At 68.4% G+C, this 15,334-nt stretch carries 9 protein-coding genes and 2 pseudogenes; 4 read left to right on the top strand and 7 right to left on the bottom strand.

Annotated features, from left to right (window positions below):
- Positions 1–12: 12 nt before the first annotated feature.
- Together aceE and ACGFIF_RS36690 are read right to left on the bottom strand one after the other, a co-directional pair.
- A pseudogene (aceE, locus tag ACGFIF_RS36695) lies at positions 13–2,744 on the bottom strand (pyruvate dehydrogenase (acetyl-transferring), homodimeric type).
- The gene (locus tag ACGFIF_RS36690) at positions 2,741–3,733 is read right to left on the bottom strand and encodes a universal stress protein (RefSeq protein ID WP_393160984.1); all 993 of its coding nucleotides are present in this window, start codon (positions 3,731–3,733) and stop codon (positions 2,741–2,743) included. Before ACGFIF_RS36690 ends, aceE begins: the two are co-directional and overlap by 4 nt.
- Before the next feature lie 175 nt (positions 3,734–3,908).
- Between ACGFIF_RS36690 and ACGFIF_RS36685 the strand changes: the two genes are divergently transcribed.
- Together ACGFIF_RS36685 and tal are read left to right on the top strand one after the other, a co-directional pair.
- Entirely contained in the window at positions 3,909–5,153 is a 1,245-nt protein-coding gene (locus ACGFIF_RS36685; RefSeq protein WP_393160982.1) for a PucR family transcriptional regulator, read from the top strand.
- 988 nt (positions 5,154–6,141) lie between these two features.
- Positions 6,142–7,269 carry a transaldolase gene (gene tal / locus ACGFIF_RS36680; RefSeq protein WP_393160980.1) on the top strand — a complete coding sequence of 376 codons (1,128 nt, stop codon included), beginning with the start codon at positions 6,142–6,144 and terminating at the stop codon, positions 7,267–7,269.
- Positions 7,270–7,887: 618 nt separating this feature from the next.
- Here the strand turns inward: tal and ACGFIF_RS36675 are convergent.
- Positions 7,888–8,400: a TetR/AcrR family transcriptional regulator gene (locus ACGFIF_RS36675; protein ID WP_393160978.1), complete on the bottom strand. Its 513-nt coding sequence runs from the start codon at positions 8,398–8,400 to the stop codon at positions 7,888–7,890.
- Between the two features lie 439 nt (positions 8,401–8,839).
- Here ACGFIF_RS36675 and ACGFIF_RS36670 point away from each other — a divergent pair, with 439 nt between their 5' ends.
- Positions 8,840–10,147: an adenylate/guanylate cyclase domain-containing protein gene (locus tag ACGFIF_RS36670; RefSeq protein WP_393160976.1), complete on the top strand. Its 1,308-nt coding sequence runs from the start codon at positions 8,840–8,842 to the stop codon at positions 10,145–10,147.
- Positions 10,148–10,304: 157 nt separating this feature from the next.
- Here ACGFIF_RS36670 and ACGFIF_RS36665 read toward each other — a convergent pair whose 3' ends face one another.
- The 4 genes and pseudogenes from ACGFIF_RS36665 to ACGFIF_RS36650 form a co-directional block, all read right to left on the bottom strand.
- Positions 10,305–11,150, bottom strand: a complete 846-nt coding sequence (locus ACGFIF_RS36665; protein WP_393160974.1) for an NAD(P)/FAD-dependent oxidoreductase — start codon at positions 11,148–11,150, stop codon at positions 10,305–10,307.
- A 70-nt stretch (positions 11,151–11,220) separates the two neighbouring features.
- A pseudogene (locus ACGFIF_RS36660) lies at positions 11,221–11,454 on the bottom strand (FAD-dependent monooxygenase); the annotation flags it as partial.
- 15 nt (positions 11,455–11,469) lie between these two features.
- Positions 11,470–12,693 carry a flavin-containing monooxygenase gene (locus ACGFIF_RS36655; RefSeq protein WP_393160972.1) on the bottom strand — a complete coding sequence of 408 codons (1,224 nt, stop codon included), beginning with the start codon at positions 12,691–12,693 and terminating at the stop codon, positions 11,470–11,472.
- A 77-nt stretch (positions 12,694–12,770) separates the two neighbouring features.
- A complete protein-coding gene (locus tag ACGFIF_RS36650) occupies positions 12,771–13,337 on the bottom strand; it encodes an OsmC family protein (RefSeq protein WP_393160970.1) in 567 nt (188 codons plus the stop codon).
- Positions 13,338–13,466: 129 nt separating this feature from the next.
- Here ACGFIF_RS36650 and ACGFIF_RS36645 point away from each other — a divergent pair, with 129 nt between their 5' ends.
- Positions 13,467–15,269 carry a BTAD domain-containing putative transcriptional regulator gene (locus ACGFIF_RS36645; RefSeq protein WP_393160968.1) on the top strand — a complete coding sequence of 601 codons (1,803 nt, stop codon included), beginning with the start codon at positions 13,467–13,469 and terminating at the stop codon, positions 15,267–15,269.
- Positions 15,270–15,334: the final 65 nt, after the last annotated feature.

The raw sequence follows: 15,334 nt of genomic DNA, 5'->3' as shown, positions 1-15,334 counted from the left end.
CGGTGCCGAGGATTACGGCACCGGGTCGGGATTGGCGTTCGGGGAGTAGGCGCGCTGTGCCTCGCGAGGCACAGAAGAGTCCAGTTCGCTGCTGGCGGCGAGCTGCTGCAGTACCCGTACAGCGATCGCCGGAGCGTCGACACCGAGGTGGCGGCGCAGGGCGGCTCGGGTGTCGGACCGGCCGAATCCGTCGGTGCCCAGCGAGGCCCACGGCCCTGGTACGAACGGGGCGATCTGATCGGGGACGGCGCGCATCCAGTCCGACACTGCGACCACCGGACCGGGAGCGTCGCTCAGGCGGCCGGTGACGTAGGGGATCCGGGCGGGCTGGTCGAGGTGCGCCAGATTCCATTCCTCGGCAGCGAGTGCGTCGCGGCGCAGCTGGGTCCACGACGTCACCGACCACACGTCTGCCTGCACGCCCCAGTCGGTGTGCAGGAGGCGTTGCGCTTCCATCGCCCATGGCATCGCGATGCCGGAGGCAAGGATCTGTGCCCTCGGACCGTCGCCGGCCGACGCGGGGGAGTAGCGGTACATCCCGGCGAGGATCCCGTCGATATCGACGTCGGCGGGTTCGGCCGGCTGGGTGATCGGCTCGTTGTAGAGGGTGAGGTAGTAGAAGACGTTCTGGTCTTCGCCTGGTCGCGGTTCGCCGTACATGCGCTGGAGGGCGTCGGCAGTGATGTGCCCCAGCTCGAACGCATACGCGGCGTCGTACGCGATGCACCCGGGATTGGTCGATGCCAGCAGCAACGAATGGCCGTCCTGGTGCTGCAGGCCTTCGCCGTTCAAGGTGGTGCGGCCGGCGGTGGCACCGAGCAGGAACCCCTTGGTCATCTGATCCGCAGCAGCCCAGAGCTGGTCGCCGGTGCGCTGAAACCCGAACATCGAGTAGAAGATGTACAGCGGGATCATCGGCTCACCGTGGGTGGCGTACGACGTACCGGCAGCCGTCCAGGACGCGGCAGAGCCGGCCTCGGTGATGCCCTCGTGGAGGAGTACGCCTCGGATGTCCTCCTGATAGCTCAGCATCTGGTCCCGGTCCACCGACAGGTAGTTCTGTCCGTGCGGGGAGTAGATCTTCTTGGATGGGAACAGGGAATCCAGCCCGAACGTGCGGGCCTCGTCGGGGATGATCGGCACAAACCGGTGACCGATCTGCGGGTCTTTCATGAGGTTCTTGAGCAGCCGGACGAACGCCATCGTGGTGGCGACCTCCTGACGGCCTGAGCCACGCCGTGCGATCGCGTAGGCGGCCTCGTCCGGCAGCGAGAGCGGATTGCCGGTGACCCTGCGGGCAGGCAGGTAGCCGCCGAGGGCGCGCGGCGGCGCTCGTGAAGATATTCCAGTTCCGGTGCGTTCTTCGGTGGCCGGTAGTAGGGCGGCTTGACCGCGTCGAGGGCGGTGTCGGGGATGTCCAGGAACAGGCGGTCGCGGAAGGCTTTGAGATCTTCGAGGGTGAGTTTCTTCATCTGGTGGGTCGAGTTGCGGCCCTCGAAGTGGGAACCCAGGGTCCACCCCTTGATGGTCTTGGCCAGGATCACCGTCGGCTGCCCGGTGTGTTCGGTCGCGGCCCGGTAGGCGGCGTACAGCTTGCGATAGTCGTGTCCACCGCGCTTGAGGTTCCAGATCTCGGAATCGGACAAGTGCTCGACCATCGCGGCGGTGCGGGGGTCGCGGCCGAAGAAGTGCTCGCGGACGAACGCACCGGACTCGGCCTTGTAGGTCTGGAAGTCGCCGTCGGGTGTGGTGTTCATCAGGTTGAGCAGCGCGCCGTCGGTGTCGGCCGCCAGCAGGGGGTCCCACTCGCGGCCCCAGATCACCTTGATGACGTTCCAGCCGGCGCCGCGGAAGTACGACTCCAGTTCCTGAATGACCTTTCCGTTGCCACGGACCGGGCCGTCGAGGCGCTGCAGGTTGCAGTTGACGACGAAGGTGAGGTTGTCGAGCTCCTCCCGGGCCGCCACTCCGATCGCACCGAGGGACTCCGGCTCGTCCATCTCGCCGTCGCCGAGGAACGCCCAGACCCGCTGTCGGCTGGTGTCCTTGAGGCCACGGTTGTGCAGATAGCGGTTGAAGCGGGCCTGGTAGATGGCGTTGATCGGTCCGAGACCCATCGAGACGGTTGGAAACTCCCAGAAGTCCGGCATCAGCCGCGGGTGCGGGTACGACGGCAGTCCGCCGCCCGGCCCGGCATGGGAGATCTCCTGCCGGAATCCATCGAGTTGGCTGTCGGTGAGCCGGCCTTCCAGGAACGCGCGCGCGTAGATGCCGGGGGAGGCATGGCCCTGGAAGTAGATCTGATCGCCGCCGCCGGGCGCGTCATGGCCTCGGAAGAAGTGATTGAATCCGACCTCGAACAGCGCCGCGGCGGAGGCGTAGGTGGAGATGTGCCCGCCGACGCCGATGCCGGGCCGCTGGGCCCGGTGCACCATGACCGCTGCGTTCCAGCGGTTGTAGGCCCGGATCCGCCGCTCGATGTGCTCGTCGCCGGGGAACGCCGGCTCGGCATCGGGAGCGATCGTGTTGAGGTAGTCGGTACTGCGCAGATTCGCAACGCCGACGCGCCGGTCACGCGCTCGCTGCAGGATGCTGAGCAGCAAGTACCGCGCCCTGTTCTGCCCAGCATGGTCGACGACCTGGTCGATCGATTCCAGCCACTCCTGGGTCTCTGATGGGTCCAGGTCGAGCAATTGGCTCTGCAGCCCGAGGCTTTCGGGCAGGCCTTGCGGCGTCGGTGTCATAACTGTTCCTTTAGGTCCGAGAGCTCGTCCGGTGACGCGGCCGCACAACGGAGCTGGCCCGCAGATGAGGGTTTGACGGACGGGATTCGGTGCGGACGGACCACAGCGACGGGGCAGGCAGCGTGCTGCAGGACCGCCTGACTGACCGATCCCAGCAACATGCCGGCAAAGCCTCCGCGGCCGTGCGACCCGACCACGACCAGTTCGGCGCCGGCCGACGAATCGATCAGCGCCTGGGCCGGGTGACCGTGCACGACCTTCGTTCGTACCTCGATCGCCGGGAAGAGCACGCGTTTGCTCTGCATTGCTTCGGCGAACAGTTGCCGGTCGATCTGGTCCTCGATCTCGGCGGGAACGCGGAGTGATGGGTGCTGTCGGGTCGGCTTCGCGGCGTGCACGGCGACGATTCCGATGTGGCGGCGTGCTGCCTGCTGGAAGGCGAACCGGATCGCCGCGGCCGAGATCTCCGACCCGTCGACGCCGACAACGATCCGCCCGATCGGCGACGAGGGGAACGCCGTGCCGTCTCCGTGGGGGTGGACGACGATCACCGGGCACGGGGCATGTGCGGCCACGGTGGCGCTCACCGACCCCACCAGCAGGCCGCGGAAGCCACCGACGCCGCGGCTGCCCACGACCACCAGGTCGGCATCCCGTGCCTCGTTGAGTAACGTCGGCGCAGCGGGACCGACGAACAGGTCAGCGATGACCCTGATATCGGGGGCCACTTCGCGCGCATGCGCCTTCGCCTCGGTGAGGATCCACTCGGCGGCCGATTGCAGGCCGATACTCATGTCCCCGGCGAAGGTCATGTCCAGCGGGTTGCTTGTCACCGGCCAACTGAAGGTGTGGACGATCCGCAAGGGACAGTGCCTCGATGACGCCTCCGCGGCGGCCCAGGCCAGCGCGCCCTGTGCGGACACCGAGCCGTCAACCCCGACCAGAACTGGCCGACGACTCCGATTGTTCACAACAGTTGCCTTCGACATGTCGCCGCTCCGCTTCAGCTCTGGGTGCCCTGCGGCGTCGACTTTGCCGTTCCAGCGGTGAGACAGGTACTGCGGCGATCGGCGAACCTGTGACCGAGCTTATGGCCGACGTTCGGCAACGATGCTCTACTGGGACTGGCCCAGCACTGCGTCGACTCAGCGTGAGGGGGAGTGGATGAGTGAGTCCAGGGAGCTGCGCTGGCCGGGGTCCGGCGCCGCGAACAGCGCGGATGAAGCCTGGCTGACGGCGATAGCGCAAGCGGCCGCCGGAGACTCCTCCCAAGCGCCGCTGGAGTTGCTGGTCGAGTACCTCACCCTCCTCGCGGACGCCGCCATCTCCGGGAGGCGGCCCCGTGAACACGAATTGGCGATCGTCCGTGAACTCGGCCGTCGCGCCGCCGAACAGGGCATTCCTGCCGGACGGGTCGTCGACCTCTACCTGTCCGCGGCCTGGCGGATGTGGCGGGACCTGCCCGACGTCGTGCCGTACCGCGACCGCGACACCGTCCGCGCTTCGGCACAGGCGGTACTTCGCGCTGTCGGTGAAGCGATCTCCGTCCTCGTCGACAGCTACCAGGCCGCCACCCAGCACCTGATCCGGCAGGAGGAATCGCTGCGCCGCGAACTGGTCGACGACCTGCTGCGCGGCGACCCCGATGTCGCCGGAATCGTGGAACGCGCCGAACCGTTCGGGCTCGATCTCGGCCGGCCGCACCAGGTTGTCCTGGCTCGCCCCGCCGACGGCCTCCCGGAGGGCGACACGAGCGTGAACATGCTGGAAGCCTTCATCCTCGACCGATTCGGGGACCGTGAAGTGCTCGTCGCCACCAAAGAAGGACTCCTCGTGGTGCTGATCCCGGCGACCGCTCCCAGCACGGCCCCTCGGACCATCACCCAGGGCGTGGGGACCCTGATCCACGACGCGTTGATCCGGCACCACTCGGGCCGCGAATGGCGCGTCACGACGGGTCGGCCCTACCCCGGCTCGTACGGCATCGCCCGCTCCTACGAAGAGGCGCGGGAAGCGCTGACGCTGGCCGATCGGTTGCGACTCGACGCCGCGGTCGTCGACGCGGAGGACATGCTCGTGTACCGGGTCCTGGTCCGTGACCAGGCCGCCATCGTCGATCTCATCCAGGCCGTGCTCACCCCGTTGACGCAGGCCCGCGGGGGCGCACTGCCGTTGCTGGCGACCCTCGAGGCGTACTTCGCGACCGGCGAGGTCGCCACCGAGGCGGCGCGCCGCCTCAACGTCTCGGTCCGCACCGTGACTTACCGGCTGACCAAGGTCAAGGAACTGACGGGCCACGACCCAGGTGATCCTGATCAGCGGTTCACTCTGCACATCGCCGTACTGGGCGCACGACTTCTCGAATGGCCCTCGCGAGACCTGCCTCGTGGTGCGGACACCTACTCCTAGCCCCCGGCGCCGTCCCGCTGAAGTAGTCCATCGTTGCCGGACTCCGGCGATCAGGACTGTCTCAGTTCGCCGATCGACGCCGTACCTGTGGCGGACCGGCAGCGGCATAGTCGTAGCTGCAGGAAGAGGGAGGTTGTCGTGCATCAGTCAGTCTTTCCCCGACCCGACGCCACGGCGCAGGAGAACGCGCCATGAGGGTCTATCGGGTTGTTTGGGTGCTCTTCTGTGGTGTTCTGGGCGCCCTTGGTGCAGTCATGGCCTTCACCTGGTCACTCTCGAGCGTCATTTTGATGGTCATCCTCGGCGCCCTCACGGGCGGAGTCGTTGCCATGGTGGCTTTGACCGACCCCACCGGCCCCACTCGACATCCGCGGGATCGACGACGGATCGTGGCCATCAGCACCGCCCTCACCGCGGGTGGCACGGTCTCCTTCGTCGGCCTGGGCACCTTAGTGGGCGCTCCAACGGCGGTGCTGCTGCTGGTGATCATCGTCGGCGGATCCCCTTACGCGATTCGCTACTGCGCTCGCTGGCTCACTGAACACGGCCACCTGACCAGCCCGGTACCTCGGGCCGTTCGTGCCGAGCGCGCGTCAAGGTCCATCAAGGACCCCGTCGTGGCGACTGGACCAGTCCAGGCGTCCGAGCCTCACGTCGCGCCAGAGGCTCTGAGCGACGAGGCTCTCTGCAGGGCCTGGCGTGCTAGCTTCTCGGCTCTGCGAACGGCCAGTTCGCCGACGCAACGGTGCGGATCGTCGACGAGCGCAGGGCGTATCTCGACGAGATCGAGCGCCGCACCGCTCACGGTATGGCCGCGTGGCTGGCATCAGGAGCCAGAGGAGCCGGAGACCCCAGCAGGTTCGTCCTGGGAGACGGGGCAGCAGGTCGTGCCCACATCGACTGGGACGACCTGCTCCTCGACACGGACAAATAGACAGTCACAACTCGATAGCCGCAGTTGGCGGATGTCAGGGAAACCGGGTGCAGGATGACCAAGCTGGAACAGCTCTACACCGACTATGGCCAGAGCCCTTGGCTGGACAATCTCACCCGCGCGTCCCTCCGTGACGGCACCCTGGCGCGCATGGTCGACAACGGAATCCGAGGCGTCACCGCGAACCCGACGATCTTCGCCAGGAGCATCTCCGGTTCGGACGACTACGACGAACAGTTCGCGGAGCTGCTCGGGGCCGGCAGGTCGGTGGACGAGGCGTATTGGGAACTCGTCATCGAAGACGCCAGTCAGGCCCTCGCCGTACTGCGGCCCCTGTTCGACGCGAGCAACTCCGCTGACGGATTCGTCTCGGTCGAGGTGTCTCCCGAGCTCGCCTACGACGCACCGGCGACGGTCGTCGCAGCGCGATGGCTACGCCAGCGGATCAACCAACCGAACCTGCTCGTCAAGATTCCGGCAACCAGCGAAGGCGTCACCGCGTTCGAGACCCTGACAGCCGAGGGAAGCAGCATCAACGTCACGCTGTTGTTCTCCCTGTCCCGATACGCCCAGATCATCGAGGCCTACCAGTCCGGACTGGAGAAGTTCACCGCGAACGGTGGTGACCCGACCACCGTCAACAGCGTCGCATCGTTCTTCGTCAGCCGGGTCGATACCGAGGTCGACCAGCGCCTCGAAGCGATCGGGTCCGAGGAGGCGCTCGCGCTGCGCGGCCAGGCGGCGGTGGCTCAGGCCAAACTGGCCTACAAACTGTTCACAGATCAGTTCTCGACCGATCGTTGGCAGCGACTTGGCCGCCTGGGCGCTGACGTCCAGCGGCCGCTGTGGGCCTCGACATCCAACAAGAGTCCAGCGGCGCGCGACACACGCTACGTCGAGGAGCTCATCGGCCTCGACACGGTCACGACCTTGCCAGAGGCAACTATTGCCGCATTCGAGGATCACGGCAGACTCGGCCGGACCGTCGACGCCGAGTTGCCGCAAGCCTCGGAACTGATGTCGCGGTTGGCGGCGCTGGGTATCGACATGGACGACGTCGGCCACACCCTTGAGGAGAACGGCATCGCCGCTTTCGACGCGGCGTACGACGACGTGCTGACCGGGCTGTTCGGGTTGGCCGGTGTCGCCGCCACCCCGCCGGGCAGGAGAATCCAGGTATGAAGGGGCAGCCGGCCGGTTTGAGCCTCGCCTCCGCGGTGATGTTCGAGACTGACCTGGACCGATCGGTTGCCTTCTCCAGGGAACTGCTGGCGTGCAATATCTCATCTGGACCGCGCCCAGCGAGAGCGACCTGGACCGGTGCGAGCGGGCACTGCGGCGAAAGTCCGACCATGTGACCCGCTCGACCTTCGATGAGTTCACGTTCATCGAGGGACGCGGGCCTGACTCCGCGCCAATCCTGATCGCCGACCCCGGTCCCAGCGAAGCGCCGCGGCATGGTTGACGCGATCCCGCTTGCGCCGTCGGCGAGCGTATCCGTGATGCGGTTCGGCTGATTTGGGCTAGGACGCGGGCGTGGAGTCAGCGCGCGATCACGACGGGGACGACCACCGCGTGGCGCAGTTGAACCGGACTCACCGAACCGAGGAAGGCCCCGGCGACGATGGATCGTCCGCTTCTCCAACGACGACGACCTCGCCCTCGGTCTCCGGTGCCGCCACGTGGTCGGGACGCTCGCGGAATGCGGTCGGCAGGTTCGACACGTGGACGAATTGTCCATGCCGCTCGACGCTCCTGGAACGCCCTGTCGGCGGTCGAGACGGTGGCTGAATGTGCGCGTCAGCGCGGGGGTTGGTGCGGTGTTACTGCGGGAGTCAATAGCTCGAGGGCGCGGTCTGCCCACCCCTCGCGTGGGGTGCTGAATCTGAGGATCTCTGCCAGGTAGGCGCCCACCAGTACGCCGAGCACCGTGTCGGGGTCGATGTTCTGCTGGAGCCGGCCTGTCTTGATGTCGAGGTTCATCAGGTCGGCGAGTGCACTCAAGCGAACGGCCAGTCGTGCGCGTACTGCGGTGGTGAACTCGGGATCGCTGTCGGCGATGATCGCGGCGGTGGCGCCGGGGCCGAGTCGGTTCTCCAGGATGTCGCTGATCCGGTCGAGATCCCAGCGCAGCTTCTCGGCGACCGGGAGGTCGGGTGCCAGTGATGCGGGGTCGATGACGTGCTCGGGGACCGCGGTCATCAGCACGTCTCGGCTGCGATACCGGCGGTAGATCGTCGTACGGGCCACGCCGGATCGGGCCGCGACCGAATCGATGTTCACTGCTGCCGGGCCTTCGGAATAGATCTGCACTACAGGCCGTGTAGCGGATTTTCGGAGCGGGGACACGAAGGAGGATCATCGCAACCTTGGGCGCGAGCGAAATGGTTCTGCTGATGCTGCTCGGGGTGACGGTGGTCATCATCACTCTTCGAGTCATGGCGCGGGCCGACCGGATCAAGCAGCAAGCCTGGGCCGACCAGGCGATTGTGCCCATTCGGCGGCCTGCCAATGGCGCTTCACAGCGCGAGTCTGCGAGCAGCAGCACGGGGAGTCCCGACAGCTCTGGAAGCGTAGAGACCCACGACCGATGCCGAGCCCACCAGCCGCATTGTCTGCCGTTGACAGAGTGCCGCTCGCCTCCCAGCCGGCGCGCCGGCTCCGCTCAGATGCGTCACGAATCAGGCGTGCCTATCCATCGAGTATCGATGCAGGTGCGGTCGCCTGGGGGTCGCGCGCCTACGATTCTTCCGTGACCGGGTCGTGGCTGCAGTCCGGCGGCCGCGGGCGTGGCCCGGGGCGGGCCGTCGTCCGCTGGTTGGTGCGACTGGCGGATCTCGGCTCTCGGACCGACGACACCCACGACGAGCGGCTCCGACAGGGCACGCTCATCTTCTCGTCGCTGCTGATCACGGCGTTGTCCACGATCTGGGTGACCACCTACCTCGCCTACGGCGACCCGGTCTCGGCGGCGATCCCAGGCTTCTACCAGGTGATCACCGTCATCGGACTGGCCGTTCTGTCCCGGACGCGGCGTTTCGCCACGTTCCGCACCACGCAACTGGTGGCGTTCCTGGTGCTGCCGGCCTTGCTGCAGGTCTCGCTCGGCGGTTTCGTGGCCTCGAGCGCGATGATCCTCTGGGCGATGTTCACCCCGCTGGCGGCGCTCGCGTTGCTCGGTATCCGGCGCTCGGTGCCGTGGCTGGTGGCGTTCTTCGTCGAGCTGGTCGCCCTCGCCCTGGTCGATTCCCGGCTCGCACAGTCCCCGTCGACGCTGCCCTTTGGCTTCGTGGTCACGTTCCTGGTGCTGAACGTCGCGGGTGTCATGGTGAGCGCGTACGTGATGCTCGGCTACTTCGTGGAGCAGCGGGAGCGAGCCCATCGCGACCTCCGGGCCGAGCGTGAGCGTTCGGAGCGGCTTCTGCTCAACGTACTGCCGGAGCCGATCGCCGAGCGCCTGAAGGCAGAGCCGGGAGTGATCGCGGAGCACTACGACGCGGTAAGCGTGCTCTTCGCCGACATCGTCGGCTTCACCACGCACTCGGCGGTGATGGCGGCAGAGGAGGTCGTGAGGCTGCTGGACCAGGTGTTCTCCGCGTTCGACCGGATCGCCGACGCCGAGGGGGTCGAGAAGATCAAGACGATCGGGGACGCGTACATGCTGGTCGGCGGTCTGCCGACGCCGCGGCCCGACCACCTCGCGGCAGTGGCGCGTACGGCGCTCGCCCTGCGCGAGGAGGTCGCCCGGATCGCGGCCCGGCCCGGGCAGGACTGGCTCGCGGTCCGGATCGGGATCGACTCGGGTCCGGTGGTAGCCGGCGTGATCGGCCGGCGCAAGTTCATCTACGACCTCTGGGGCGACACCGTGAACACCGCGAGCCGGATGGAGTCCCACGGCCGACCCGGCGAGATCCAGGTCACCGCACGGGTCGCATCCGCACTCGGCCCGGAGTTCGCCGTACGCCCACGCGGCACCATCGAGGTCAAGGGAAAGGGCCTGATGCAGACCTTCCTCCTCGACGGGCTCGAGCCTCCGCCGACGGCACCGCAGTCCCCGTAGAACGCACTGCACCCGAGTCTCGAACGGAGCTCGGCTCAAGGCCCACATCACCGAGCCGGCGGGCGGATTCGCCGACGACAGCATCGATGGGCTCGTCGCCGTCGCGACCGAGTTCGTCCACGCCATCAAGGCCACCGGTGGTACCACGGACCTAGGTTCACGCGGCAGGGGGCAGAGCGGGGAGCGCGGCGAGTTCTTCGAGCTCGTCGCCCATGGCGGAGTTGAGGTCGAGCAGCAGGTCGGGGATCTCCGCATCGGTCCAACGGTGGCCGGCGATCACGTCCGTCACGTTGAACAGCGCGGCGGACAGTGCGTCGCGGGTCGCCTGGTACCCGGTGAGGGCGTCGCGCTCGTCGGCACCGTCGCGGACCACGGCGACGATCGCGCGAGCGAGCAGCTCGGCGTCGCGCAGCGCGTCGGTGAGGCCGTGCGCGGTGACGGGATCCTTGAAGTAGCCGGCGTCTCCGACCAGCGCCCAGCCGCGACCCCAGGAGCGACGGACGTACCCGACGTGGCCGGTGAACGTACGCAGGGCGGGCGGTGGCGTTGCCAAGGCCAGCCGCTCGGCGAGGTCGCCGGACGACTGCGCGACGATCCGGAGAAGTGGGGCAGAACCGCCTCGGCCGATCCGCCGGGGCGAGGCGTTGGCGAAGACGCACGCCTGACCGCCATTGGTCGGGATCACGCCGGATGCCGCGTTCGGGCGGAAGTTCCACTCGTAACCATCGGTCTCCAGCCCGGTCCAGTATCCGTACGTCGTGGCGCCGACCGACCGGCCGAGGCGTTCGTACGGCGCCCCGACTGCCGCGGCGATCGTGGAGCGGATGCCATCGGCGCCGACGACGACGCGGGCGTCGGCGCGCAGGATCTGCCCGTCGCTGGTCCGGGCGGTGATACCGGTGACGCGGCCGCGGGTATCGCGGTCGACGCCGGTCACGGCGACACCGAAGCGCACGTCGGCCCCGGCGTGGCCGGCCGCTTCGGCGAGAATCGGGTCGAGCACGGAGCGGTGCGTACAGGGCATCCACTCCATAGGACGACTTGATCGTGATCGGGACTACGTCCTCGGCGTAGCGGAACGTGGTCCGACGTACCGGCGGGGTGCCCGCGGCGATGACCTGGTCGAGCAGTCCCCACCGGGAAAGTTGCAGCACGCCGCCGCGCATGAGTGCATGCGTGGACAGGGTGTCGGCGCCGTACCGGCCACGGTCGACGAGCAGGACCCGCAGGCCGTGCCGGGCGAGCAGGTGGGCAGTCGCCGCACCGGCGGCACGAGCGCCGACGACGACGGCGTCGTACGTGGGCATGGGTACTCCAGGAGGTCAGTGTCGTCCGGCGATATGCTCGGCGACGTACTCGGCATCTCGGCCGACGCCGCCGATGAAGTTCGAGCTGCGGCGGTGCTGGAAGCGCTGGCCGAGCACGTACAGCCCCGGCACCGGGGTCCGACCGCGACGCTGGCGAATCTCGCCGTTGCGGTCGAGCACCGGTAGCCGCAGCCACGGGTAGAGGCGGCGGTGTCCGGTCGCCCATACGACGGTCCGGATGCCTGCGGCTCGCAGATCGAGCATGGGCACGCCGTCCGCCGCGACGAACCCCGTGGTGGGCTCGGGTTCGAGCACGCGGTGGTGTTGCTCGGTTATGTCTATATGGCGGTCGATCGTGCCGAGCAGCCGCCGCATCCGCTGGTCCGCGGCCGCGGCCGTCGCGGGCAGGTCCGGTGCCAGCCGGACCCGGTGGCCATCGACCGCGACCAGCCGGCCGGTCAGCCGTACGCCGCCCGCGTGCAAGGCGGAGAGGTCGAGTGGGCGCGGTTCGGGGCCGCCGGCCAGCTGCGCCGACGGCTCGCTGCGTGCCTGCACGGGATCCGGCATCTCGTCTATCGTCTTGTCGAGCATGCCGATGCGATGCAGCCACCAGTAGATGTCGTGTCCTCGGTAGCTGCGCGGTATTCGGGTGTGGCTGCCGACGGCCAGCATCACCTCGCGCCCGGCGGCGCGGAGTTCGTCGGCGAGCTGCACACCGGTCGCCGAGGCGCCGACGACCAGCACCCCGCCGTCTTGCAGCGAGCCCGGATTGCAGTAGTCGCCCGGCACGACCTGGTGGATGTCCTCGGCCAGCGCGCGTGCTGCCGCCGGGACGGCCGGCCGATCGCACCAGCCGGTGGCGATGACGACATTGCGGGTTCGCCATGCCGTGCGATCGGTCACCACCTCGAAGCCGTTGTCCCGTTTGCGCAGCGACAGTACGGCGGTGTTCTCCTCGACGGGTGCGCCGAACGAGACGGCGTACGAGTTCAAGTGGTCGATGAGAACGGCGGCGGACGAGAAGCCGTCCGGGTTGGGCCCGCGGTAGACCTCGCCGGGCAGCGTGTTCATCCAGTTGGGCGTCAGCAGGTGCAGCGAGTCCCAACTCGAGCTCCGCCACCGGTGCCCGATCCGGCCGCGTTCGAGGATGACATGGTCGCGCCCGCGGTCGGAGAGGCAGCGGCTGGCGGCCAAGCCTGCCTGGCCGGCGCCGATGATGACTGTGTCGGTGCTGCGCACGAACGCTCCAAGGGATGCTGAGTGCTGACCGGACCGATTGCCCCGCGCGGACAGGTCGGCCCGTAGGGAACGCGCGATCAGCCGGCGTCGACGTCGATGGAGACGGGCACGCCGTTGGTGATGATGTCGAGTACGGCAGAACGCCGGCGCGACTGCTCAACGACCTTGCGCAGCTTCTCCGGGTCGTCACCCCTGAGCACGAAGCTGACCTTGATCTGCTGGTAGCCGTTGCGGACATCGGGGTCGAGGCCGAGGAGACCGTTGAGGTCGATGTCACCTGACACGGTCGAGTGGACCTCGGTGAGCGTGACGCCGCGAGCTGCGGCGATGTTGGCCAGGCCCGCGGTCAGGCAGGCGGCCAGGGCGTGCAGCACGTACTCGACCGGCGTCGGACCGTTGTCGCGGCCAACCAGCACGGCCGGGTGGTCGGCGTCGAAGCGGAAGGTGTGTTCGTGGGCACGCTCCTCGCCGACGCCGTGGAATCCGTGGATGGTGCTGCGGCTGTGGGTTCCGCTGATCCATTCGTTGTCCGCGCGGAACTGAAACTTCGCCGCCTCGGGTGCGGCCTTGACCGCGTCGAGGGTGGCGAAGAGGGTGACGGTGTCGACGCCGTTGCGGGTCGACTCGTTCGCCGTGGTGGTCATGCGGGTTCTCCTTCGGTGTGTCTCCCACGCCGCGGATGGCGGCGACGTGGGAAGCGTGCACCGCACCCATGTGACGCCGGCTGTGACGAACGAGGCGATCGGACCGGCCGGCGGGCGGATACTGTGAACGTGCCGGGAACACTCGCGATCCACCTGCTCGGCGAGCCGCACGTGACCAGCGGCGGGGAACCGCACGCCGCGCCCCGTGGTCGCAAGGGGTGGGCGCTTCTCGCCTATCTGCTCACGACCGTTTCGGCGCCCAGCCGCGAGTGGCTCGCTGAGTTGCTCTTCTCGGACGCCGACGACCCGCTCAACGCGCTGAGCTGGAACCTCAGCCAGCTGCGCCGACTCTTGGGCCCAGAGACCACCATCATCGGCGGCCCGGTGGAACTTCGGCTTCCGCCGGGCACCTTCGTGGACGTACGCGCCCTGACGACCGGAACGTGGGTGCAGGCACTCGGCGTTCCTGGGCTGGGCCGCGAACTCCTTGAAGGCATGGCGTTCCCATCAAGCCCGGCGTTCGAGGCGTGGCTGCTGGCCGAGCGGCGGCGATTCTCGGCGGCCGCCGAGAACGCGCTTCGTGAGGCGGCGCGGGCCAAACTCGCCGCCGGCGACGCGGAACGGGCCTTGGAGCTTGCCATTCGAGTTGTCTCCGCCAGCCCGCTCGACGAGGACGCCCAAGAGTTGCTGATCCGCGCGTACGCCGCCGCGGGTGACCGGGCGGCAGCGCGACGCCAGCGGGATTCGTGCGTCGCGTTGTTCCGCCGAGAACTCGGTACGGATCCCGGACAGGCGGTCCTCGACGCCGCCGACCCGAGCCCCTTGCCCGACGCACGCGAGCAGCCGCCGAGTACCGCGAGCGTGACCGCGGGCCTGGAGACCGGCCTCGCCGCGATGGACGCCGGCGCGGTCGACGCCGCCGTGGCCGCGCTACGCCGGGCAGTCGCGCAGGCGCACCAGATCGACGACCCAGCCCTCCAAACGAAGGCCCTCGTCGCCCTCGGCTCGGCGCTCGTGCACGGTGTCCGCGGGCGCGACGGCGAAGGCGCTGGCGTACTCCTGGAGGCCATCGAGGTCGCCCGCCGCGCTGAGGACGACACACTGGCCGCGCAGGCACACCGCGAACTTGGATATGTCGAACTCCTTCGCGGCCGCTATGACAGGGCTCAACGCTGGCTGCACGGGGCCGTCTCGCTGGCCGGCGACGACCCAGCCGAACGAGCTTGGGCCCACGCCATCCAAGGAGTGGCGTTGACCGACATCGGCCGGCACACCGACGCCCAACACGAGCTAGGTGAGGCGTTGCGCCTCGCCCAGGCTGCCGACGTCGGCTCGGTCGAGACCTGGGCGCTGACGTTCCTCGGTCGCAGCCACCTCCTGCGCCGCGAGCTGGTGCCCGCACGGAAGGCCCTCGAGGCTGCCCTGGCCCGAGCGCGCCAACTGCGCTGGACTGCCTTCATCCCGCTCCCCGAGTCACTCCTCGCCGACGTCGACCTGGCCGAGGGAAACACGGACGCCGCGGCCTCGGCGTACGACCATGCGTACGCTCTATCGCTCCAGCTCGGTGACCCGTGCTGGGAGGGACTCGCCGCACGCGGGAAAGGACTGGTCGCCAACCGCCGCGGAGACACGGAGTCGGCGATGCGCTGGGTCACCGAGGCACGCATGCGCTGCATTCGCCTGCCGGACGCCTGGCTGTGGGTCGAAGGCTACTGCCTCGACGCACTGTGTGCGCTCGCCATCGAACGCCACAGCGGAGACGCGACCCGGTGGGCCGCCGATCTCGAGGTTCTCGCGACACGAACCGGGATGCGTGAGCTCGTGGCTCGCGCCTACCTGCATCGCAGCCGCAGTGGCGATCGAGCAGCGGCCGACGCAGCCGCCGTCCTCGCAGCCGAGGTCGACAACCCAGCAGTGCTCCGCACCGATTGACCTCACCGACCGAGCCCACCTCGAGTACGTCGAAGCCCTCGGCGGCGGAACGCTGGCGTGCGACG

Source organism: Kribbella sp. NPDC049174, assembly GCF_043197365.1.
In the GTDB taxonomy this organism is placed as follows: Bacteria; Actinomycetota; Actinomycetes; order Propionibacteriales; family Kribbellaceae; genus Kribbella.
This window is presented reverse-complemented; position numbering and strand designations above follow the sequence as displayed.